At 62.4% G+C, this 20,463-nt stretch carries 22 protein-coding genes and 3 tRNA genes; 11 read left to right on the top strand and 14 right to left on the bottom strand.

All coding sequences use genetic code 11. The annotated features are described in order from the left end of the window. Positions 1–13 precede the first annotated feature (13 nt). Both OVA12_RS08570 and OVA12_RS08565 read right to left on the bottom strand, forming a co-directional pair. Positions 14–937, bottom strand: coding sequence for a phosphatase PAP2 family protein (locus OVA12_RS08570; RefSeq protein ID WP_268136279.1), 924 nt, complete (start codon positions 935–937; stop codon positions 14–16). Next, positions 934–2,670 carry an ArnT family glycosyltransferase gene (locus OVA12_RS08565; protein ID WP_268136277.1) on the bottom strand — a complete coding sequence of 579 codons (1,737 nt, stop codon included), beginning with the start codon at positions 2,668–2,670 and terminating at the stop codon, positions 934–936. The genes OVA12_RS08570 and OVA12_RS08565 overlap by 4 nt, the downstream gene beginning before the upstream one ends. Positions 2,671–2,961: 291 nt before the next feature. Here OVA12_RS08565 and OVA12_RS08560 point away from each other — a divergent pair, with 291 nt between their 5' ends. Then, a complete protein-coding gene (locus OVA12_RS08560; RefSeq protein ID WP_268136275.1) occupies positions 2,962–3,495 on the top strand; it encodes a CAP domain-containing protein in 534 nt (177 codons plus the stop codon). Positions 3,496–3,548: 53 nt separating this feature from the next. Here the strand turns inward: OVA12_RS08560 and OVA12_RS08555 are convergent, their stop codons facing one another. Together OVA12_RS08555 and OVA12_RS08550 are read right to left on the bottom strand one after the other, a co-directional pair. Beyond that, on the bottom strand, positions 3,549–4,628 hold the full coding sequence (locus tag OVA12_RS08555) for a Tim44 domain-containing protein (RefSeq protein WP_268136273.1): 1,080 nt from the start codon (positions 4,626–4,628) through the stop codon (positions 3,549–3,551). Between the two features lie 304 nt (positions 4,629–4,932). Beyond that, on the bottom strand, positions 4,933–6,297 hold the full coding sequence (locus OVA12_RS08550) for a YcaO-like family protein (protein WP_268136271.1): 1,365 nt from the start codon (positions 6,295–6,297) through the stop codon (positions 4,933–4,935). A 357-nt stretch (positions 6,298–6,654) separates the two neighbouring features. Between OVA12_RS08550 and OVA12_RS08545 the strand changes: the two genes are divergently transcribed. Beyond that, entirely contained in the window at positions 6,655–6,924 is a 270-nt protein-coding gene (locus tag OVA12_RS08545; RefSeq protein ID WP_268136269.1) for a hypothetical protein, read from the top strand. 71 nt (positions 6,925–6,995) lie between these two features. Beyond that, positions 6,996–7,310, top strand: coding sequence for a hypothetical protein (locus tag OVA12_RS08540; protein WP_268136267.1), 315 nt, complete (start codon positions 6,996–6,998; stop codon positions 7,308–7,310). A gap of 37 nt (positions 7,311–7,347) precedes the next feature. Here the strand turns inward: OVA12_RS08540 and OVA12_RS08535 are convergent, their stop codons facing one another. Beyond that, complete coding sequence (locus tag OVA12_RS08535) at positions 7,348–9,171, bottom strand: bacterial transcriptional activator domain-containing protein (protein ID WP_268137065.1); 1,824 nt, start codon at positions 9,169–9,171, stop codon at positions 7,348–7,350. Between the two features lie 494 nt (positions 9,172–9,665). Between OVA12_RS08535 and OVA12_RS08530 the strand changes: the two genes are divergently transcribed. Further along, on the top strand, positions 9,666–9,923 hold the full coding sequence (locus OVA12_RS08530; RefSeq protein ID WP_268136264.1) for a hypothetical protein: 258 nt from the start codon (positions 9,666–9,668) through the stop codon (positions 9,921–9,923). Positions 9,924–10,272: 349 nt separating this feature from the next. Here OVA12_RS08530 and OVA12_RS08525 read toward each other — a convergent pair whose 3' ends face one another. The 3 genes from OVA12_RS08525 to OVA12_RS08515 form a co-directional block, all read right to left on the bottom strand. Continuing rightward, on the bottom strand, positions 10,273–10,569 hold the full coding sequence (locus OVA12_RS08525; protein ID WP_268136262.1) for a hypothetical protein: 297 nt from the start codon (positions 10,567–10,569) through the stop codon (positions 10,273–10,275). Between the two features lie 15 nt (positions 10,570–10,584). Next, positions 10,585–10,661 (bottom strand) — tRNA-Arg (locus OVA12_RS08520). A gap of 99 nt (positions 10,662–10,760) precedes the next feature. After that, the gene (locus OVA12_RS08515) at positions 10,761–11,066 is read right to left on the bottom strand and encodes an ETC complex I subunit (protein ID WP_268136261.1); all 306 of its coding nucleotides are present in this window, start codon (positions 11,064–11,066) and stop codon (positions 10,761–10,763) included. Positions 11,067–11,539: 473 nt separating this feature from the next. On the opposite strand from OVA12_RS08515, the gene OVA12_RS08510 reads away from it, so the two are divergent. Then, complete coding sequence (locus tag OVA12_RS08510) at positions 11,540–11,728, top strand: hypothetical protein (protein WP_268136259.1); 189 nt, start codon at positions 11,540–11,542, stop codon at positions 11,726–11,728. Between the two features lie 165 nt (positions 11,729–11,893). Beyond that, positions 11,894–12,385, top strand: coding sequence for a hypothetical protein (locus tag OVA12_RS08505; protein ID WP_268136257.1), 492 nt, complete (start codon positions 11,894–11,896; stop codon positions 12,383–12,385). Here the strand turns inward: OVA12_RS08505 and OVA12_RS08500 are convergent. The 5 genes from OVA12_RS08500 to OVA12_RS08480 all read right to left on the bottom strand — a co-directional run bounded on the left by OVA12_RS08500 (position 12,363) and on the right by OVA12_RS08480 (position 15,872). Then, positions 12,363–13,067: a hypothetical protein gene (locus OVA12_RS08500; protein WP_268136255.1), complete on the bottom strand. Its 705-nt coding sequence runs from the start codon at positions 13,065–13,067 to the stop codon at positions 12,363–12,365. The genes OVA12_RS08505 and OVA12_RS08500 overlap by 23 nt on opposite strands. 265 nt (positions 13,068–13,332) lie before the next feature. Next, a tRNA-Pro gene (locus OVA12_RS08495) sits at positions 13,333–13,409 on the bottom strand. Between the two features lie 155 nt (positions 13,410–13,564). Continuing rightward, positions 13,565–14,116, bottom strand: coding sequence for a DUF192 domain-containing protein (locus OVA12_RS08490; RefSeq protein ID WP_268136253.1), 552 nt, complete (start codon positions 14,114–14,116; stop codon positions 13,565–13,567). Positions 14,117–14,356: 240 nt separating this feature from the next. Continuing rightward, positions 14,357–14,938 carry a cold-shock protein gene (locus OVA12_RS08485; RefSeq protein ID WP_326493902.1) on the bottom strand — a complete coding sequence of 194 codons (582 nt, stop codon included), beginning with the start codon at positions 14,936–14,938 and terminating at the stop codon, positions 14,357–14,359. A 154-nt stretch (positions 14,939–15,092) separates the two neighbouring features. Further along, positions 15,093–15,872: an SIR2 family NAD-dependent protein deacylase gene (locus OVA12_RS08480; protein WP_268136251.1), complete on the bottom strand. Its 780-nt coding sequence runs from the start codon at positions 15,870–15,872 to the stop codon at positions 15,093–15,095. Positions 15,873–15,982: 110 nt separating this feature from the next. On the opposite strand from OVA12_RS08480, the gene OVA12_RS08475 reads away from it, so the two are divergent. Together OVA12_RS08475 and OVA12_RS08470 are read left to right on the top strand one after the other, a co-directional pair. Next, complete coding sequence (locus OVA12_RS08475; RefSeq protein ID WP_268136249.1) at positions 15,983–16,423, top strand: VOC family protein; 441 nt, start codon at positions 15,983–15,985, stop codon at positions 16,421–16,423. 201 nt (positions 16,424–16,624) lie between these two features. Next, a tRNA-Glu gene (locus tag OVA12_RS08470) sits at positions 16,625–16,699 on the top strand. 181 nt (positions 16,700–16,880) lie between these two features. On the opposite strand, the gene hpaR is transcribed toward OVA12_RS08470, so the two are convergent. Then, the gene (gene hpaR, locus OVA12_RS08465; RefSeq protein ID WP_442793824.1) at positions 16,881–17,384 is read right to left on the bottom strand and encodes a homoprotocatechuate degradation operon regulator HpaR; all 504 of its coding nucleotides are present in this window, start codon (positions 17,382–17,384) and stop codon (positions 16,881–16,883) included. 122 nt (positions 17,385–17,506) lie between these two features. Here hpaR and OVA12_RS08460 point away from each other — a divergent pair, with 122 nt between their 5' ends. Genes OVA12_RS08460 through hpaD form a run of 3 tightly spaced genes read left to right on the top strand, consistent with a single transcriptional unit; the run spans position 17,507 to position 20,457 of the window. Then, a complete protein-coding gene (locus tag OVA12_RS08460; protein WP_268136247.1) occupies positions 17,507–17,908 on the top strand; it encodes a 5-carboxymethyl-2-hydroxymuconate isomerase in 402 nt (133 codons plus the stop codon). After that, positions 17,905–19,425, top strand: a complete 1,521-nt coding sequence (gene hpaE / locus OVA12_RS08455; RefSeq protein WP_268136245.1) for a 5-carboxymethyl-2-hydroxymuconate semialdehyde dehydrogenase — start codon at positions 17,905–17,907, stop codon at positions 19,423–19,425. Before OVA12_RS08460 ends, hpaE begins: the two co-directional genes overlap by 4 nt. Positions 19,426–19,476: 51 nt before the next feature. Beyond that, on the top strand, positions 19,477–20,457 hold the full coding sequence (gene hpaD, locus OVA12_RS08450) for a 3,4-dihydroxyphenylacetate 2,3-dioxygenase (protein ID WP_268136243.1): 981 nt from the start codon (positions 19,477–19,479) through the stop codon (positions 20,455–20,457). Positions 20,458–20,463: the final 6 nt, after the last annotated feature.

The following is a 20,463-nucleotide window of genomic DNA, read 5'->3' as shown; positions in this document are numbered from 1 at the left end:
TCGGTCATTGTGGTCACTCCCCGCCCTTGGCCGGGCGCAGGGCCGAGCTCCGGCCAAGCAGGGCGCGCCACAGAGCGCGCAGGCTGAGCGCGGCGGAGCGCTGGTTGAGGATGGGAACGATGCTGCCATTGGGCGCCAGCGTAAAGCCCAACCGGCGCCGTGCCATCCAGCGGGCGCAGAACAGCGTCACAGTCATGCCGAGCAAGGTTCCGGCGATCACATCCGAGGGGTAATGCGCGCCAACCATGATGCGGCTGAAGGCAGCCCAGAAAGCCGCGACGATGATCAGCCAGCGCCAGGTCGGAAAGATCAGTGCCAGCGCTGTCGCCAGCGCCGCAACCGTGGTCGAATGCCCGGACGGAAAACTGGTGTAGGCACCATTGAAGACGAACGGATCGAAGGCAATCGGACCGACCTGTTCATAGAGCTTCGGGCGGGCGCGCCCGAGGATCCACTTGAAGATCAGCGACAGGATGCCGGTCAGCGCGACGGTGTAGAAAATAAAAGCTGCGTAGGTCCAGGTCATGGCCATGGCCATCCGGGCCCGTCCTGCGAGGCGGCTCAAGTCAGCAAAGGCGAGATAGCCAAGGCAGAACAGACCGGTTGACCACAGGATCCAGTTTGCCTTGCCAAGATCCGTGATGGCCGCAAACGCCTCCCGGTATCCCGGTGGCAGGGAGCGCAGCCACGGATAGGTCGGGATATCGGCAAGCACCACGGCGATGCCAACCGTCAGAAGCAGGATCGCCAGAAAGTCCTGGGGCCGCTGGCCGGCGGGCAAGGGGTCATGCAGGCGTTCGGCCCTGCGGCGGCGGTTGGCGATGACTGTCCTGACCCTGCGCCAGTTTCCCAGAAACCGCTCGCGGACCGCGACAAGCCGCCGCTTCCAGCCTGGACCACCAGTGTCCATGCCGCCCGTTTCAAAACCGTCCGTCATTGTGCTGCAGGTCCTGCCACGTAAAGCCCAAGGTCAAGGGTGCGACCGCCATTGATGTTGACGCCCTCTACCCTGCCGCGCAGTTCCGGCACAAGTCCGCTCGCCGCCGCTGCAGTGAGAAAGCTCTCTTCCTGTAGCTTCTCGATCACGGCAATGCGGCAAGTCTTGGGCTGCGCAGCCAGGAAGGCCGCCGCTTCATTGCCCGGGATCAGCCGGGTCCCTGTGCCTTGCAGGAAGACAAAGCTCGGCTCACTGAAGCCGCTGGAGGCCACCTCAGGCGCTGCGCAAGGCGTCTTTTCGGCAATCGCGGCCACCAGGCGCGGCGAGACCCAGATTGTCTCCAGCGCCGGTCCGGAGAAGCCCCAGACGCCCCCCGTCATGAGCAGCATGGCGAAGACCGCCCGCGGCAAGGCGACGAGTGACTCACCATGCGCCAGCCGGGCGGCAGACCAAACGGCCAGGAGCGCCGCAAAGCCGCACAGCACCACACCCGGAGGCGACGGCCAGAGGCCAAGCGCAAAGGGACCGGCCAGCACCGCGCCGAAAATCGCCAGAGGCAGCAGCGCGACCAGTGCCGCCCCTGTCCAGCGCAAGGCCCGTCCGGCATTGGCCCCAGCACCATCGACAAGCGCAGCAGCCGTGACAAGCGCCAGAGCCGGCAACAACGGCATCGTGTAATGCGGCAGCTTGGTCGCCACCAGCTCGAAGACAATCCAGGAGGGCAAGAACCATGCGGTCGCAAACAGCACCAACGGGCTCTTGCGTTCGCGCCAAATCGCCGGCGCTGCAAACACCAGGAACCCCGGCAGCGGCCAGAACACGGCGAGCATCGCCGCCAGATGGGTGAGCGGCGGAGCGCCATGGCTTTCCTGTCCCTCGGAGACCTTGCCAAGCAGGTCGCGGCCAACCGCTTCCTGGAAAAAGCCGCCCTCGGTCGCAATCCAGATGGCAACAAACCACGGCAGGATGAGCAAGAGCATCCAGGGCACGCCAAACACCGGCGCAGACGCCCGGAACCAGCTGGCACTGCGGGTCAGCAACATAAGTCCGGCGACGGTCAGGCCGACAACCATGAGGATCACCGGCCCCTTGACCAGTACGCCCCCGGCAATCGCCGTCCAGAACACCAGCGCAAGTCCCCAGCGCGGAACAGGGCTGCTGGCCAGGAACAGCCGCGCCAATGCACCTTGCGCCAGGACGATCATCGCAAAGAGTGTTGCGTCCGTCTTGCCAAGCCGCGCCTCGACGCCAAGGATCAAGGCCGAAAGCACCAGCAATCCGGCAACAAAGGCGACAGGTGGTCCGGCAAATGCCCGCGCCATCCAGTACGTCAGCAGCACCACCGAAAGACCGGCGATCAGGGAAGGCAGACGGTAGACCCAGAGCGGAGCGTCCGCGCCATAGCCGGTCGCCTTGGCCGAGACCACCTGCAGCCAGTAGATGCCGATGGGCTTCTTGTAGCGCGGCTCTTCTTGCAGGCGGATGTCGACGTAGTTGCCGGTCTCCAGCATCTGTTTCGAGGCTTGGGTAAACCGGGGCTCATCACGGTCGAGCGGAGGAACGGTCCATTGTCCGGGTACGAACATCGCCAGCGCCAGCACCAGCAACACAAGCGGCGCAATCAGGTCGTGCCCGAGCAGCCTCAGCCAGACCGGCCGCTTAACGGCGGCAGAGACGGCGGATTCGGGAGAAAGGCCTGTTGTCTGAGTGTTCGGGTCGATTGTCGTGCTCATGGTCTGCCTGACGCATCCTGACTGGCGCGGCGGGCTCCCCCTGCCCCGACACACCAGCGTGTTCAAGCGCGTTTCCTACAGGAGTGCAGGCGAAAGGGAAACGGGAGACTTCAATGGGACAGTGAAGGTGGGTCGTGCCCGGTCCCGTTCTGCCCTCCCCTGACCTGCCGATCCGGTCTGGACCGGCCGGATTGCATGTTTTTCCCGGAAAAGCCGTCTGTCCGGCTTGGCCCGGCGCCCGTTCTGGCCTAAGCCGGGCGGGTTCCCGTTCGTCGATTGAAGAGACACCCCATGCAGACGCGCCGCCGGTTTCTTGTCAGCCTCGCCCTCTGTGTTGCCCTTGCAGGCTGTGCCGGACTTGAGCCCACGAAGCTTGGCCCCAAGACAGTGATCGAGCCTGTGCCTGTCGATGAACCTGCGATGCTCGCCAGGCTCAATGCCTATCGGGCAAGCAAGGGCCTTGCGCCCGTTGCACTGGATGCCCGCTTGACCGCCGTGTCGTCCGACATGGCACGCTATATTGCCGAGCGCGATAGCATGAAAACGCGCCAGCACAGCGCGGAAGGGCTCTCGGGCCGCCTCGATGCAGCCGGTTATCGGAACTACGCAGGCGCGGAAAACCTTGGCGCGGGCTATGCCACACAGGACGCCGCCTTTGCCGGCTGGCAAGGCTCTGCCGGGCATGACCGCAACCTGCTCAATCCCTATGTGACGAAGATGGGCCTTGCCCGGGTCAACCGGTCCGACGGAACCTGGCGGAACTTCTGGGTCATGACCCTGTCGCGGCCCGAAGCTGACGGCCGGCCGGTGCTGGTCAACCGCTAAAAACAAAAAGCCCGGCGCTCAGGCCGGGCCTTTCACGGTCAGGACCCGCGCTGTCAGGCAGCAACGCCCTGAATTGCGGAGAGCTTCCAGTCACCGCCGCGCTTGCGGGCAAACGTCCAGATCTCGGTGCTTTCGCCCGGAACCTCGGCGTTGCCCTCGACAACCGCACCGGTTTCACGGTCCAGCATCACGTCGATGCTCTCGTAGCGCATGGCAACCGTTGCGTAGTCGGTGCCGTCCTCATGCCAGGCTTCGGCCAGATCGCCCTGCAGCAGCTTCACCTCGGTCACCTGATTGCGGCGCCCCTGCGTTGCCAGTTCGCCAAGCTCCTCGGCAAGGTAGGACATCGCTTCCGGCGTCGCCAGACGGCGCAAGGCGGCAAAGTCCTCACGGCCATAGGCTTCCTGGACTTCCGTAAGCATGGCTTCGAACCGGTCGAAGTCTTCCGGCGCGATCTCGATCGGCTCGCCGACAACCTGCATCGCCGGCTGTGCCGCGGCGCCTGCCGAGCCACCGGAGAACAGGCCACCGGCCAGACCCGACAGTCCGCCAGTCATGGCCGAGCCGGCTTGGCCTGCAGGACCGTCTGTGCCGCGTGCAGAGCCGAGACCAGCCCCGGCGGACGGAGCCGAGTAGGCATGAGCCGGGGTGGGCTGACGCCGGCTGGCAAGGAAACGCATGACCAGCATGACAATCAGGGCAATCACGCCAAGCTGAAGCAGCAGACCGAAGAACCCTGCCATGCCGCCAAGACCCTGCCCCATCAGCATGCCGATCAGCCCGCCCACCAGCAGGCCACCGATCATCGACCGGCCGAAGCTGCCGAAGAAACCGGGCTTCTGCTGCGCTGCCGGCGACTGGGCCGCCTGCGGCGCGCCCGGGCGCGCCGGCTGGTTGACGCCCGGCGCAGCCGTGCCAGGGTTCGGGGTCATCGAGCGCTCGATCGGGGCTGCCGTGCCGGGTGCGGTCGGCGTTGCCGGGGTCGACTGGAACGTACGGGACCCACGGCTGCCAAAGCCGCCCCCGCTGCCAGCGCGGCGCGCCTCAGCGAAGTCGGCAGCAACAAGCAGGGCAGCGAGCCCAAGAATCGCGGCGGCTGTCGAACGGGCAAAACGGCTGGACACGGACGGCATTTCCTTCTCTGGTTGAACCTGCGGATGAGCTGATGTCATCCTTTGTCCCCGCATATGGGGTTTCCCGTAGCCAGTTGAAAGACTTGCCAGAGCGCTCTGCGGCAGATTTTTGCACGCGAGCGCGCCACAAAGAAAAAAGGCGGACCCGAAGGTCCGCCATGAAGTCAGGTTTCCAGAGACCCCAAGAGGGGAACCGGCGAGAGCCGGTGAGAACGCCGCTCCAAAAGTGGAGTTTCAATCTCATCTTTTTTCTAGGCTGTGGCTGCGAACCTGTCAAGCGCCCCCGCTGACACCCGAGGCGCATTCAGAATGGAAAGGGACGTTCGGCAAATTCGGCTTCCGTTGCAGCATGTTGCCGGAGCCCAAGGCGCAGGGGTTCCTCAAAAAGACGGGAGCTGCCAAATCGTGGCTGCCAGTCCACAAGGTCTGGACTGACGACCTTGGCACAGGACAGGCCGATATCCTCCCGGGACAGATCAATGAAATAGGCCCTCACGCCCCTTTGCATCAGACTGCGCTCAAGATCGCCTGGCGCAAAGTCGGGCGGAAGACTGGTCAGCGCTGCAGTGTCAGGCAGGACGTGAAAGGCCTGACGGATGTCCTGGTTGATGGCGAGATCAAGTGCCAATGGCAACTTCACGCCTGTCTGGGCGGGCGAAGCCTGCACCGCCAGCCGCAGCTCCTGCATCCGCTCCCCTTGCAGAAGCTCCAGAACAGCCGATGCGACCGTCCCGGCCGCGCTCGCCCCGGACGCAAAGCCAGCTGCCCCCATTTTCCCCTCCCCGATCCACGACAGCGCGACCACGACGTGATGATCAAAGGCGGCAGGAGCCCAATAGACGCGCGTGATGCGAGATCGCGCAGTGATCCACCCTGCACAAATTTCAGGCAAAACCTCCTGCCACACCCCCTGCTGCAGAGGGGTTATCCCCAGCCGGTTGTACCAGCACAGGCCAATGGCATCGCGCTCGACCGCCTCGCTGAGCGCACGTGCGCGAGCCCCATCCAGATCAGTCCAGACCGCTGCCCCGACCGACGATGCGATCGGCAGATCCGGAAGGCCACACCACGCTCCCTCCCCGACGATGTGTCCGAGCGCCGGGACCTGAACCGGAGCACCGCCACACAGTGGTTCAGCAATAAGCCGACGCTCGGAGAGCCCGTTCCAGTCGATACCGGCATCGGTCCAGTGCTGCTCCAGCAAAGGGTGGCGCCCCGCGAGCCGCCGCTCCTGTGCCGGACTGAAGCGCAGCAACGGCCCGGCGGGAATATCGACAAGTCCTTCTTCTCTCGAAACAATTTTCGGATCCCCTGCCCCACGCGACAGGAGGCTGAGCCGCTCGGCCATTTCGCCAAGGCAGGATTTGAGCGCCTTGTGCCGGTCAAATCCCTGCCCGCCGCTCACCAGCGTCGCGAGCGTCCTGGCGGCTTCGACACGCCAGGACTGGTCTGCCCCAGCTGGAGCTGCAGCGGATCGCAGGGGATCCAGAATGGCGGTTGCCAGATGAACCCCGCCGTCCGCAGCAAGAAACCGGATATCGAGCGGCCAGGCTGAAAGCAGAGGCGAAAATGGCTCGAACTCTTGTGCAGATGAGCCAGCAGCACCGGCATCGCCGGCGCCGGCATCGCCTCCATCCCTCAGGCCCAGGGCCTCCAAGATTTGCACCATTGCTGGCGCGTCATCGCTCCCTGGCGCGGATTGCGTGGCCCGTGGATGCATGCTCGAAACCACCGCAGGAAACGTCTCGTTAACCTTTTCCACAGCCCTGGACCGTCCGTCAGTTGCACAGGTGGCGAGCCTGCCAGCCCCTCTTGCCGAGCGCAATCGCCGCGATGAATGTGGAGTGGCTCGGGACGGAACCGCAACGACGCGGCACGGCACCCCGATCAGACGATCCGAAGACAACTAACCAGTCACCGGCCTAAGCGGCCCGGAGATACGGCAGGCTGCAGCACGAAAACCGTGTTGCCGGCACAGGGTTCTGCATGCCCATGGCCCGGTCTCCGCCACACACAGAGGTTCGACATGCGTCAGGAAACCACCCGCGAAACTCTCGTAAACTTTGGTGCCCTCATCGGTCAGCTGGTGAACGAAGGTCAGGCCCAGCAGGCCGCAGCGCTCATCGAGGCAGAAGCCTCCGGCACGACCGTCCTGGCCGACGGTGTCGACAGTGTGCATCTCGTAGTCCCGGCAGACATCGACGCAGCCCGCGTCGCTGCCAGCGATGAAGCCTATTTCGCCGAGATCGGCCGCAAGGCTCTCGGCTTCTGCTTCTACGAAGTTGACCCGGCCTGACTTTTAGTCGGCACCCTACAGGCCCTGCTCGGGAGAGCGGGGCCACCGTTCCAAAGCGAAGGAAGACGATCATGGCTCGCTTTCCGATGCCGGCCAGCAGAGTCGCTGCGTTGGGCCGCGTGCTGGCAGAAGCAGGCAGCGACCCGACCAAGCGCCGCGCACTGCAGGAAAACCCAAAGTCCGTTCTGGCTGCGGCCGGCGTCCCGGAAGAAGTCATTGCCTTGTTTGACTTCACAGTGGTTTGCGACACTGCACAGACGCGGCATGTCGTTCTGCCCTACCGCTATAACGCAGCCAAACTCGACCAGACAGATGAAGCCTACTTGAGCGGAATTGCGGGAATGGCTTTGGATTCAGCTGAAGCTCTCGCTGTCAGATTCAGCTAATTCGGCAAGAGCGCGACTGATGGCGGCAGCGATCTTGTCAGAACCGGCGCAAGCCCAGCGTTTCGCGTAACGTGTCGAGAGCACTGTCAAATGCGGCGCGAATGGCTGGTGTCTGGAAAAGATTGACCTGGTTTAACCAGGCGGTCAGCTCGGCTGAATGCGTCGACGGGTCCTGTCGGCCAAACTGCGCGGACATGCGCTGCAAAAGCAACGCACGCGTGGCGGCTGCCTCCTCGAACAAACCGGCATTTTGCTGAGCAGCAAATTTGGTCGTCAGGACGTGAATGTTGTCAATAGGTCCCCGCCGGGCAAATTCGGCAGCCCTATCAAAGTCGCCAGAGGCGAAAAAGACATTCGCCAGATATCCGTAAACAATCCGCGGCGTCGTCGTCAGCCCGTCAAAAGCGCGCAAGGCAAGGTCAGTGGCATTGCGCTGGTCGCCGATGTAGGCGAGCGCCTCGGACGCTGAAATCACATTCATCGGGTCAAGCGGATTGAGCTCGAGCGCTTGGCGGAAGGCACGGGCCGCGTCATCCGGACGCTTGGATTGGATAAGTGTCCAGCCGTTCATGCGATGGTTGATCACCTGCCAGGGATCAAGAGCCACCGCCTTCTCCGACAGGCCAAGCAATTCGTCCTGATCCATCATCCCGCTGCCGGGATGGGGATAGCACAGCGCCTGTTTCATCAGGATCGAGCAGCGGCCGGCGTAGATCAGGCTGAAATTGCCATGCGACTTCTCGAGCTCTGCCAGGATCTGCAGTGCCTTCCTGTCCGAGGCAAGGTTGAAGTCCCAGATCAAGGCTTCCGCCTGGCACCAACGGGAAAATGCCGATCGTCCTGGACGCTGCCGAAGTCGGCCGATGATGTGGCCATAAACACGGCTGACCGTCCGGTACACCGCCTCGACACGCTCGGAAGGTGACTTTGCCAACGTCAGATCAATGACTTCGTTGAACGCAATCTGCCCGCTGCTGCGGTTTTCCAGCTGGACATAGATGCGGTTGAGCATCCGGTCGCGGCGGAAACGCAGAAGGAAGCTGCCGAGTTCGCCGCCATCAACCCGCACCGGCGCTGTGCCATCCTCGCCCATCCAGTAGGCCGCCTCATACATTTCGAAGCAGCGATAAGCGGAGAGCCCAGCGACGATCTCGTCACGCAGTGACAAGGCCATATGGTCGGTATCGCGTTCGAATGCGAGGCTGGCAATCGACAGCACCGGCAGCAGGATATCGCGCCGCAAGGCTGGAAAGTCGACGACCGAATTCGCCCAATCCGCCGACGCGGGATCGCTCCGCCCCTCGCCAGCTCGGCGTTCATTGGCCTCTCGCGGATCCAGGTTCGTCGGTTGCAAGCGATCTGCGACCGGAGCGTCAGCTGTCGTGCCACTCGCCGCATCCGCATCGTCAATCAGGCGCAGCGTTGCTTCATCGGGTTCCTGATCCAGCAGGTTCCTAAGCTCGCGGCGGCAATCGCGCAGTTGCTGCAAAGCCCGTTCCCGTCGGCCCAGCGACAGGAAATGCCTGATGAGCACCTGATGCGCAAACTCGTTCGCCGGATCAAGTTTCAGCAGAAAACCTGCGATGACTTCCCGCTGACCGGCTGCGCCATTGCCGCCGATGGCCTGCAACTCCTCCAGCGCATTGATGGCCTTCTCGACAACGCCGGCCCGGACCCTCTCCTGCTCAAGACCGAGCCAGTCAGCAAAGGCTGGGTCAATTGCATCGAATCCAGACAGGAAATCACCGCCCCACAGTTCCCGCAGCTGATCCTCGTCCAGTGAAATCTGGCCGGACAGCGACTGATGGAGCACGTCGAGATCCGTGCTGATGGCCTCGCCCAGCAGAGTGATGCCCGTCATCGACGCATCAATGAGCCGGACACCGCTGGTTGTTTCTGCCTGACGCACATGCGCCACCGCCTGGCGCAGCGAAACCGCCGCCTTCGCCCGGTCGCCCTCGCTCCACAGCAGCGCAGCCACTTCCGATCGGGTCGCGGTAAATCCGGGACGGCGCAACAGAAAAGCGATCAATGCCAGCGACTTGCGCGTCTTGAACGGCAGCACGACGTCCCCGGGCGCGACAAGTCGCACCGGGCCAAGTGTCTGCAGATAAAGTCGTCCAGGTGTAGCCACCGCTCCTGTTTGCCCCATCGTCTCCGGTCTCGTTCAGGTCCGAACCGGGCTGCACCAGCTTGACTTTGCGTGAGCTTGACTCAGCATCATATCCAGTCACCGTATCACGCAAGTTTCACGCTGCGAACGGAAGATCGCCGCGCAGGATGCAGATGGCGACGCCCGAGCAGGTCGTTACCATGCGGTCCAGTGAGGCCCAGTAGTAAAACGGTAGGATCCAGATGTCGAAAGCTGCCGATATCCAACAGTCCCAGCGTCCGGACGCCCTTGAGGGCCAGGATGGCGAACTCACCAACGAGTCGCTCAAGCGCATGATCTATTTCACGCGCCGCGAAGCAGAGAAGGATGGCCGCACGTTCTGTGCCTACTTGCTCAGCCTCGCGTTGAAGGCACTCGACGAAGAATCCGACGAGATCAACGCCGCAATCAAATCGAAGTTCGCTCCGCAGGATCGGGTCCGCGACATCTCGGCAAACTGAAAAGTTCGCACAACGCGGCCCTTTCGCACGTGTTCTATAACATGCGCTGTGAAGGGGCCGCAGCGCTGACGGCCGACCTGCGCCGCAGGACATGCGTCATCAACCCGCCGGGGTCCCTGCAATCCCACCCTGATTTTCCGAATGTTTCTGATCCGGTCTATCGGTCAGACTTGCCGCACCGGGTAGGAAGTTTTCGCCTGGCGTCATTTCTGCTGCATGCGCGCGGCATCCCGGACATCAGTCCAGGCACAGGTTTCGTTGGCAGTGCCCCATCGGAAGTCCAAGGCTGTATCTCCAGCGATACTTGCACAGGCGGGTGTATCAATCTGGATTGAAACACCCCTTCGAATCAGCGACAGCGATTGCCGACGGCGGCACATCCCTCTGTTTTTCCTGGAAGTTTACGGCGCAGCATGGCGGAAGCTGTGGAAAACATATCCCGCTTCTTCAACGACAGTGGATCAAATCGCGGCATGTGATCATCCGCCAGGATGAAAAGTCCATCGTCGGCGTCTTCGCCATACGGATTTGCTTCCGATTGTTTCTGCGCACTTGCGGGCAATTCAAAGCCGGTCGCACACCAGCGATCCGCCCGTGCGGCACTGGCAACCTCTGGCAGCCTCAGGCAGCCGCTGGCAGTTTTCACTCAGGACATTGATGATGGCGACCCCGGCAGGATTCGAACCTGCGACCATTCGCTTAGAAGGCGAGTGCTCTATCCAGCTGAGCTACGGGGCCATGCGATCAAGTTGAGACCGGCGGTCTCAAACGAATACGGCCCCGGTAGACACCGGGGCTTCGGTTTTCAAGGCCGGCAAAACCAGCCGGCGGAACCTGTCAGTGCGTCCAGGGCGCAGAGCGGTCGAAGCGGAAGTTGTCCGAATAGGACGAGCCCCGCACCACGCGATCCTTCGGCTGCTCGACGCGGTGGGCAAGGCCAACGCGCTTGGCATAGGCAACCGCATCCTCGGCGCTTTCAAAATACAACCGCACCTGCTGCTTCATGTCGGAAGATGAGGTGTAGCCCATCAGGGGCTCCACGGTCCGGGCAACTTCCGGCTCATATTCGAGCACCCAGCGATGGGTTTTAGCCTTGCCGGACTGCATGGCCGTCTTGGCCGGACGATAGATGCGCGCAACCATGTCGCGTGTCCTGATATTGCCTGAGTGACTAGCGTCGGTTTGCCGTTACGCCGAGGGACAAGGAATACCTCGCCTTGCGCGCGCTTCGAAAACCAGCCCCGTTTTCCGCGTGTTTGCGGCCAATGTCAACATCGTCCGCCGGGATCGAACAACTCTGATCGGTCGATACGCGGCCTGCGGCACGAAGCATGGCTGACCCGGCGCGACCACCGTGCAGCCGCGCGAGCGACCGCTGACACGAGCCCTTTCTGCAATCCGGTCAAGACGCCGTTAGCGACAAGGGCAATTACAATCGTCCTTGCACCCCCGATTGCTTTTCGCTTGAGCAGTTTGGATTTATTCTGATCCCATAATTAATCGACCGGACTGTTGCCACCCGCTCCCAAATCAGACGTCAACAGCAACCGGTGCCCCAGGATCCGACGCCCAAGATGATATCTCTGCGCATGAGCCAGTATCAGCATGAGCACAGCATGCCCACAAATGCGCGGCTCATCCGCCTCCGGCAAGCCGTCGAGGACAAGGGCCTGTCCGACATGTGGGACATGATCCTCAGCATCGATTATCAGGCTGCACAAGCGGCTGATCTGATGCCGGAGACGCTGGAACAGTTTCTCGACGTGATCGAACTGCTGGTCCGGGCGTTTTCCTACAACGATTGATCGGCAACATTTCCGAAACCTGCAAGAAAACCCGCACAACAGCGTGTTTCGTTGATTTGTGGCAAAAGACATTTCCTCTGGCTCAAGAATGCGGCATGCTGTGCGAGATCATCATGATCCGGCCGGAGAATAGTCTTTTGGCCAGAACAATGTGCAATCGATTTCATGCTGGCCCGTCCAAACTACATGTTCGCTGATCTCGGACTTGATGCTGTCGACAAGGGTCTGGCCGACCCGCGCCTCGCGCGGTTCCTCGAAGATACCCGAGCGGCCGGAGGTATTGCCGATAACCGGTTGCGGCTGCACATGCCCTATTTGAGCCTCTGCTCAGATGCCGCCACTCCGTCTTCTCCTCCCCCGATCTTTTATGTCGGACAGGATTGCTCGCAGCGCCTGTTGTTCGGTGATGAATGGACCCGCAGCCCGGACGCAAGCCTGCGGACACCGGACGCCGAACTCGAGGCAGCGGCTGCCGATGGTTATCGCATCGCCCTTGAACGGGGGGCCTACTATGGCTACGCGAGGACCAGATTGCATCTCAATGGCAGTCCGGTGGAAGTTGCCTTTGAACGGCTGATCGTCGCCCTGCGTCCCCGGGTCGGTGCACCGACCCGGTTCTGCGCCTATTATGGTCTCATTCAGTCGATTGAGCGCTGAGTCCACGCGCCAGCGTGACGAGGTCTGCCCGGCTGGACCAGACAAGCCAGTCATCGGGCCGGATATGTGCCGGCGGCACGATCCAGTGCGTCCCGCGCGGGGCAAAGCGCCGATAGCCGACCCGGAGCCCGAACCCCTTCAGGGCATTGGCTTCTGCCATCAGGCCGTAGAGCCAGTCCGGCTGCCACTTCAGCAAGGCAACGAGAAAGCCCATCTGGGTCAGCTTTTCCGCAAGTCCCCTGCCCCGCAGGTCCCGGCGAAGCCAGAGGTTGCCGTGGTAGACAATGCGGCCGCGCAGTTCGAAGGCTTCGGCAGCATGGAACTCGCCGAGACGCGTGTCGCCTCCCGCAGGATCAACAAAGATGCGGCGCTGCTGCTGTTGCCAGAATGCGGCCAGCGGCCGATCCCTGAGCTCATCCATCTTTGCCGCCTGCAGCGAAGCAATGCCTCCGGCAGCGTCCTTCACGCCAATCCAGAAGGCATTGCCCGCGTGCAAGTCGAAGAAGCGGGCCGAAAAGTCTTCCATCAGGTAGCGATCTTCGCTCGCCAGCGCCGCGGCTTCGAACACCCTGAAGTCCGCGCTTTCCTCAATCGTCAGGCCAAATCCGCGCAGCTCGCCGGTCAAGCGCCCCAATGCGTCCGCGATCACCAGGGTGGATGTGTCGAGAGTGTCCAAAACCATCTACGTCCCCAACATGTTAGCCCGCGCGATCTTGCGCGGCGGGTTAACAGTGGAACGGACGCGGCCGGGTGGAAACAAAAAGCAAGCGACCTACGCTGCGTTGCAGGGCAATTGTTGTGCCGTCAAATGCCAGGCAGTTTCTGGGCGCTCAAACGGCCAGGCACGTCAACTCCGCTGTGGATCGACCAAAATAAAAAAGGCACCCGCCGGGTGCCTGAAAACGCGGTCGCATCGCCGACCAGTCGCCACTAAGTGCTTGAATTGATGGTCGGGGCAGCAAGATTCGAACTTGCGACCCTCTGCTCCCAAAGCAGATGCGCTACCAGGCTGCGCTATACCCCGATACCTTGATTTGTGTGGGTTTCCACTGTTTCGGGCCTGAAGTCAATGCGGTCTCAGGCGAAAACCCGGACCGTCCAGACAATTCCGGGAAACTGCATTGATGGGCGATCGAAACTCCGCCACACGTCGTCAGGTGTGAGATGGCGTGAACTCAGTCAGCGCGCCCGGATGCTCGGAGCCTTCACGGCTTGACCGGCAGCGAGCCCCAACCGCTCCGATGTCCCCGCCAGCACTTCCAGCACATATTGCGCCGGTGCACCGGATGCGACGATCTTCTCGGAAAGCGGCACCGTGTCCTTGGCGATCGACACGATTCGCCCGTCAGCAGCAATGAAGATCATGTCGAGCGAAAGATAGGTGTTCTTCATCCAGAAATAGCGCTCGCCCTCGCCATCGAAGACGAAGAGCATGCCAGCGTCCGTCGCCATGTCCTTGCGGTTCATCAGACCGACAGACCGCTGGGCCTCAGTCGCCGCCACTTCGGCCTTGAAGGTCACGTCTCCGGCAGCGGTGCTGATCACAACCATTTCGGTCGGCAGCGTTTCTGCGCGAGCGGCCCGGGCCGCAAGGACGCCGAACAGGACGATGACGCCAATCAGCGCCGCGCGCGCGACTATTCCAGCAGCTTCACGCCAAGAAGCCGCCGCAGCAGGCATGCTACGAACGGGCGGGACGCCGGATGGCGCCGTGAAGCGGGTTATACGCATGACAAAGTCCCCCTGGACAACGCAAACTCAACGCATCGGGTCGCCTGTTCTCGGCGTCCCCCCAGCCAGCGCCCCGCTTCTGCGAGCACTCCGGCCGGGTTGTGGCCCCTCTGCCAAGCCGGCACTACACGCCGGGCTCAAGGCAAATGGGTCCTGTGGCTCGCAGCAGACTGCAAACCCCTCATTCCGGTTTTTGACCGGTCAAACTCAATTCAGATCAACGTCCCGCTGATGGATAGATCAGTGAGAGGACGGGATATGTGTTCCCGCGCCAACGGGACGGATCTCGGCGGCCATGCGGCCTTTCGGTCCCATCCCGAACCGCACAAGCACATCCTGGCCCGGACGGAGCTCGGTGATCCCGAAGCGACGCAGCGTCTCCATGTGAATGAAGATGTCCTCAGAGCCTTCGCCCTGTGTCAGGAAGCCGAAGCCCTTGACCCGGTTGAACCACTTCACCGAGGCCCGCTCGAAGCCAGTCTCGGGAACGACCTGCACATGGGTGCGGGACGGTGGCAGCTGGGACGGATGCACCGCGGTGGATTCGTCCATCGACAGGATCCGGAAGGCCTGCAAGCCACGCGGCTTGTCGAGAACCTCGCAGATGACCCGCGCGCCCTCATAGGCGGTCTGGAAACCGTCGCGGCGAAGGCACGTGACGTGGAGCAGGATGTCAGCCATGCCATTGTCTGGCACGATGAACCCATATCCCTTGGCGATGTCGAACCACTTGATGGTTCCCGCAACCTCGATCAGATCGACGGCGACGTCGTCAGCCATCGCCTCGAGCAATCGGGGATCCTGTGCCGCTTTTCCCCCCATCGTCAAACGCCCCATCATCTACGCCGCATCCGTCAGCAGGTGTGTGGCTCGAACGACTCACGCCCCTGCTGATTCCTAATAAAAGGATAACACCGGCCAGCACCTCCACCAGAGGAATTTGTTAACTAACCACAGATCGGTCTGCTGCGATGCATTACCCGGCCAGGGCCAACGGCCCGAAAGCCTCCGCAAGGGGAACCCTGATCAAGAGGTGAGCCAGATGGTCCAGCGGCGTCGGCTCCCGATTGACAATGATGAGCTCCGCACCGGCGTCGGCGGCCAGTTCCGGCAAGGACGCAGCGGGGTGAACGGCGAGCGAAGATCCCAGCACCAGAAAGGCATCGCATCCCCGCGCTGCCGCGATGGCTGCCTCGAGCCGGCCTCTCGGCATCTGTTCCCCGAAGCTGACGACCGCCGCCTTCAGCAAGCCGCCGCACGCGGGACATCTCGGGCTGCGCCCTGCTTCGATTGTCTCACGCTGATCGGGAATGCCGGCGGGCGTTCTGCAGTCAAGGCAATGGGCGTAGGTGCCATTTCCATGCAGTTCGATCAGTTGGTCCGCAGGAATTCCTGAGCGACGATGAAGTCCGTCGATGTTCTGCGTCACCACTGTGGCGAGCTGACCGCTGCGGGCAAGCCGGGCAAGGGCCAGGTGCGCGGCATTGGGAACTGCCGACGTGAACTCCGCATGGAACCTGAGACGCCGCCGCCAGTCTTCGAGGCGCGATGCCTTGTCGGAAACAAAGGCCTGGTATTGAATGGGTGTGCTGGTCGCCCATATGCCTGAGGGCGAGCGGTAATCCGGAATTCCCGATTCGGTCGAGATCCCGGCACCGGTCAGCACAACCACACGCTCGTTTCGGGCAAATACCTCGGCCAGCACGGCGCTGGCCACCACCACATCCTCGATCTGTCTGCTGTCGGATCGGCTCATCATCGCTCCATCGCTCGCGCACGCTGATCTGGCCCGCATGTCGTCAGACAGTGTTTGCCCGGTGGAACCGTGATGCAAGGCTTCCGAACCAGATGCTCTGAAAGGACACCATGCGCTACCTGCACACGATGGTCCGTGTCACGGACGTTGACGCTTCGCTCGATTTCTATTGCAACAAGATGGGCATGACCGAAGTCCGCCGGATGGAGCATCAGGCCGGCCGCTTCACGCTCATCTTCCTCGCCGCGCGTGACGACGTGGAAAACGGTCGCGCCAACGCCGCCCCCCTCCTCGAACTCACCTACAACTGGGATCCGGAGACCTATTCCGGCGGCCGCAACTTCGGCCACCTCGCCTATGAAGTCGACGACATCTACGCCTTCTGCGCTGACCTGATGGCCAAGGGCGTCACCATCAACCGCCCCCCGCGCGATGGCCGCATGGCCTTTGTGAAGTCTCCGGACGGCATTTCCATTGAGCTGCTGCAGAAGGGTGAAGCCAAGGCGCCCGCAGAGCCGTGGGCGTCGATGGCCAACACCGGCACCTGGTAAGGTTTGGCTCTAAGCCGTTCAATCCATGAGAGGAGTTCGGCCACGGCCGGACTCCTCAGGTTTTCCGCCAAAGCATCAGGATCGCGCAGGAGAAAAAATTCGAGCCTGTGGAAAACCCTGCAAATACCCCCTTGCAGCCTCCGATCATTCTGCCTATAAGCCTCCTCACACGACGCGGCCCACACGGACTGCACCGAGTAAGCGCCCATCGTCTAGCGGTTAGGACGTCGCCCTTTCACGGCGAAAACAGGGGTTCGATTCCCCTTGGGCGTACCACTCACCTGGTACAAAAGACCTTTCGTGTATTTCCCAAAAAAATAGCTAGAAACGATGTAGCCGAACGATTGCGTTCGGACGCTCATCATGGTCCCGAGCCCTGTTCAGGCCGGCGCCAGATCGCTTCTGCTCCGGATAAAAACGCCGGCCCAGGCTCGTGGCTTGATGGTCTCGAGCCGCCTCAGTCGTCACCCACACTGTCCGCTGGCCCCAAACGGGCAACCAGACGCTCAAGCTGATCCATCAAAGTCTCAAGCTCCGCCTCACCGCAGCGCTGCTCCAGCCTCGCGTAGATCGCAGCGCTTTCGGGGCGAATCTCTTCGATCAGCTCAAGCCCATGAGTCGCAATCCGCACCAGGGTTCGGCGGCCATCCTCTTCGTCCTTGCGCAACAGAATCAGCTGGCGCTTTTCCAGAAGGCGGATCATCCGGGTCAGGCTCGGCGCAAGGATCAGAGCCTTGGCTGCCAGCTGTGTCGCGTCCATCTCGCCTTCCTCGGCCAGCACGCGCATGACGCGCCACTGCTGCTCGGTCAGGTCATGCCGCGTCAGCATCGGACGAAAGTGCGCCATCACGCTCTCCCTGGCCCGCAACAAGGCGATCGGAAGTGAACGGCGTGTTGTCCGCAAGTGCCCTGCGGCAACCTTGTTCTCCGGCTCCTGATCCCCGTTTCCGTCCGATCCCATGCAATCCTCGCTGTTGCGGCACCTGAGGAGCGCCCCTCGACGCCTTCAGTGTTGCCTATAAAACATTTGACGGCCACGCGGGTTTATATTTAACATGTTAATTACCAACAGGGATAACGGCCATGCCACATTTGACAATCCAGTATGCCGGCCCGGTCGAGGCTGCCGTGGACATGACGGCAGCCTGCCGAGAGCTGCATGCTGCCATGCTTTCAACCGGCTTGTTTGAACTCGGCGCAGTGAGGGTGCGGGCCCTGAAGGCAGACCATGCCGCCATTGGCGACCTTCTGCCCCAGAACGGCTTTGTCGATCTGGTCCTGCGCATCGGCGTGGGTCGCAGCGCTGATGAAAAGAAGATCGGCGGCGACGCGATCTTTGCCGCGGCCGGCGCGATCTTCGCCCCGCTGCTTGCCGAGCCACATTTCGCCCTGTCCCTCGAAATCATCGAAATCGATCCGGCCCTGAGCTGGAAGCGCAACACCATGCACCCGCGTCTGCGGAACGCCGAGAAGGACCGTCCATGAGCGACCTGCAAAAGAACCTGGCCCGTGCCGAAGACTATCTCGCCCGCTTTGCCCGCGATGGCGTGCTGAACCATATCGGCGGCGTCTCGGTCGCAGCCGACAGCGGCGAGTCCTTCGAGACCCGCTCTCCGGCCGATGGCCGGCTGCTTGCCAAGGTCGCCAAGGGCGGAGCCTCCGACATCGACAAGGCAGCCAAGGCTGCCAAGGCGGCGTTCAAGAGCTGGGCCGCCCTCTCCGGCGCCGACCGGCGCAAGATCCTGCACAAGATCGCTGACGGCATCGTTGCGCGCGCAGACGAGATTGCCTTCACCGAATGCATGGACACCGGCCAAGCGCTGCGCTTCATGTCGAAGGCAGCGCTGCGCGGAGCGGAAAACTTCCGCTTCTATGCTGACAAGGCCCCGGAAGCCCGCGACGGCCAGTCGATCCAGGCGCCGGGACAGGTGAACATCACCACCCGCCATCCGATCGGACCAGTCGGCGTGATCACGCCGTGGAACACGCCCTTTATGTTGTCCACGTGGAAGATCGCACCGGCATTGGCTGCCGGCTGCACCGTCGTCCACAAGCCGGCGGAATTTTCGCCGCTGACCGCCCGTCTGCTGGTCGAGATCGCCGAGGAGGCCGGACTGCCGAAGGGCGTCTGGAACCTCGTCAACGGCTTCGGCGAGGACGCCGGCAAGGCGCTCACCATGCACCCGGACATCAAGGCCATCGCCTTTGTCGGCGAAAGCCGCACCGGCTCGATGATCATGCGCCAGGGCTCCGACACGCTGAAGCGCGTTCACTTTGAACTCGGCGGCAAGAACCCGGTCGTGGTCTTCGCCGATGCCGATCTGGAGCGGGCAGCTGACGCCGCCGTCTTCATGATCTATTCGCTGAACGGCGAGCGCTGCACCTCCTCCTCCCGCCTGCTGGTTGAGGAGAGCATCCATGACGCCTTCGTCGCCAAGGTCGCCGAGAAGGCCGCCCGCATCAAGGTCGGCCATCCGCTCGATCCGGACACGGTCATCGGACCGCTGATCCACGAGGTGCACGAGAAGAAGGTTCTGTCCTACTTCGACATCGCCCGGGAAGACGGGGCCACCATTGCCGTCGGCGGCCAGAAGCTCGGCGGTGAGTTCGCCAGCGGGCATTATGTCAGCCCGACGCTGTTCACCGGCGCAAACCAGTCCATGCGCATCGCGCAGGAGGAAATCTTCGGCCCGGTCCTGACGGCGATCCCGTTCAAGACCGAAGAGGAAGCCCTCGCCATTGCCAATGACGTCGAATACGGCCTCACCGGCTACATCTGGACCAATGACGTCACCCGCGCCTTCCGATTCTCGGAAAGCCTGGAGGCGGGGATGATCTGGGTGAACTCTGAGAACGTCCGCCATCTGCCGACGCCCTTCGGCGGTGTCAAGAATTCCGGCATCGGCCGCGACGGCGGTGACTGGTCCTTCGATTTCTACATGGAAACCAAGAACATCGCGTTTGCGACGCACGCCCACGCCATCCCCAAGCTCGGCGGCTGATCCCCGCTAAACCCAGACCAGAACAATCCGGCAAAGTTCCGGGAGGACCCGATGCCCATTCCTGCCCCCAATCTCTATCCGCCCTTCAACATCGTGCGGCTGAGCCACGTGGAGTTCACCGTGCGCGATCTGGCTGCATCCCGCGCCTTCTACGTCGACATCCTCGGCCTTCAGGTCACCGACGAGACCGACAGCGAGATCTACCTGCGTGCCATGGAAGAGCGCGGGCACCACTGCATCATCCTGAAGAAGGGCGAGACGGCGACCGCCAACCTGCTCGGTTTCAAGCTCTTTGACGAGGATGACCTTGCCAAGGCCGAGCAATTCTTCAAGGCCAAGGGTCTGCCGGTGGAGTGGGTCGAGCGGCCCTACCAGTCGCGCACGCTGCGCACGCAGGATCCGCACGGCATTCCGCTGGAATTCTACACCCGCATGGACCGGCTGCCACCGATCCATCAGAAATACGCCCTCTACAAGGGCGTGAAACCGCTGCGAATCGACCACTTCAACTGTTTCACCCCGAGCGTGGACGAGAGCGTCGCCTTCTACAACGAGATCGGCTTCCGGGTGACGGAATACACCGAGGACGAGGTATCGAAGAAGCTGTGGGCCGCCTGGACGCACCGCAAGGGCGGCGTGCATGACATCGCCTTCACCAACGGCCGTGGCCCGCGTCTGCATCACACCGCCTTCTGGGTGCCGACGCCGCTCAACATCATCGACCTGCTCGACCTGATGGCCACCTCCGGCTATCTCGCCAACATCGAGCGCGGTCCGGGCCGGCATGGCATTTCCAACGCCTTCTTCCTCTACATCCGCGACCCGGATGGCCACCGCATCGAGATCTATTGCTCTGACTACCAGACGGTCGATCCGGACCTGGAGCCGATCAAGTGGGACCTGAAGGACCCGCAGCGCCAGACGCTCTGGGGGGCGCCTGCGCCTAAGTCCTGGTTCGAGGAAGGCAGCCTCTTTGCCGGCGTCGAGCCCGTTGCCGCCAGGCTGGACGCCCAGCCGATCGTGGCCCCGTGAGGAGAT

Source organism: Pannonibacter sp. SL95, assembly GCF_026672425.1.
GTDB lineage: Bacteria > Pseudomonadota > Alphaproteobacteria > Rhizobiales > Stappiaceae > Pannonibacter.
The sequence above is the reverse complement of the archived record's forward strand: the minus strand, read 5'-3'. Positions and strand labels throughout refer to the sequence as shown.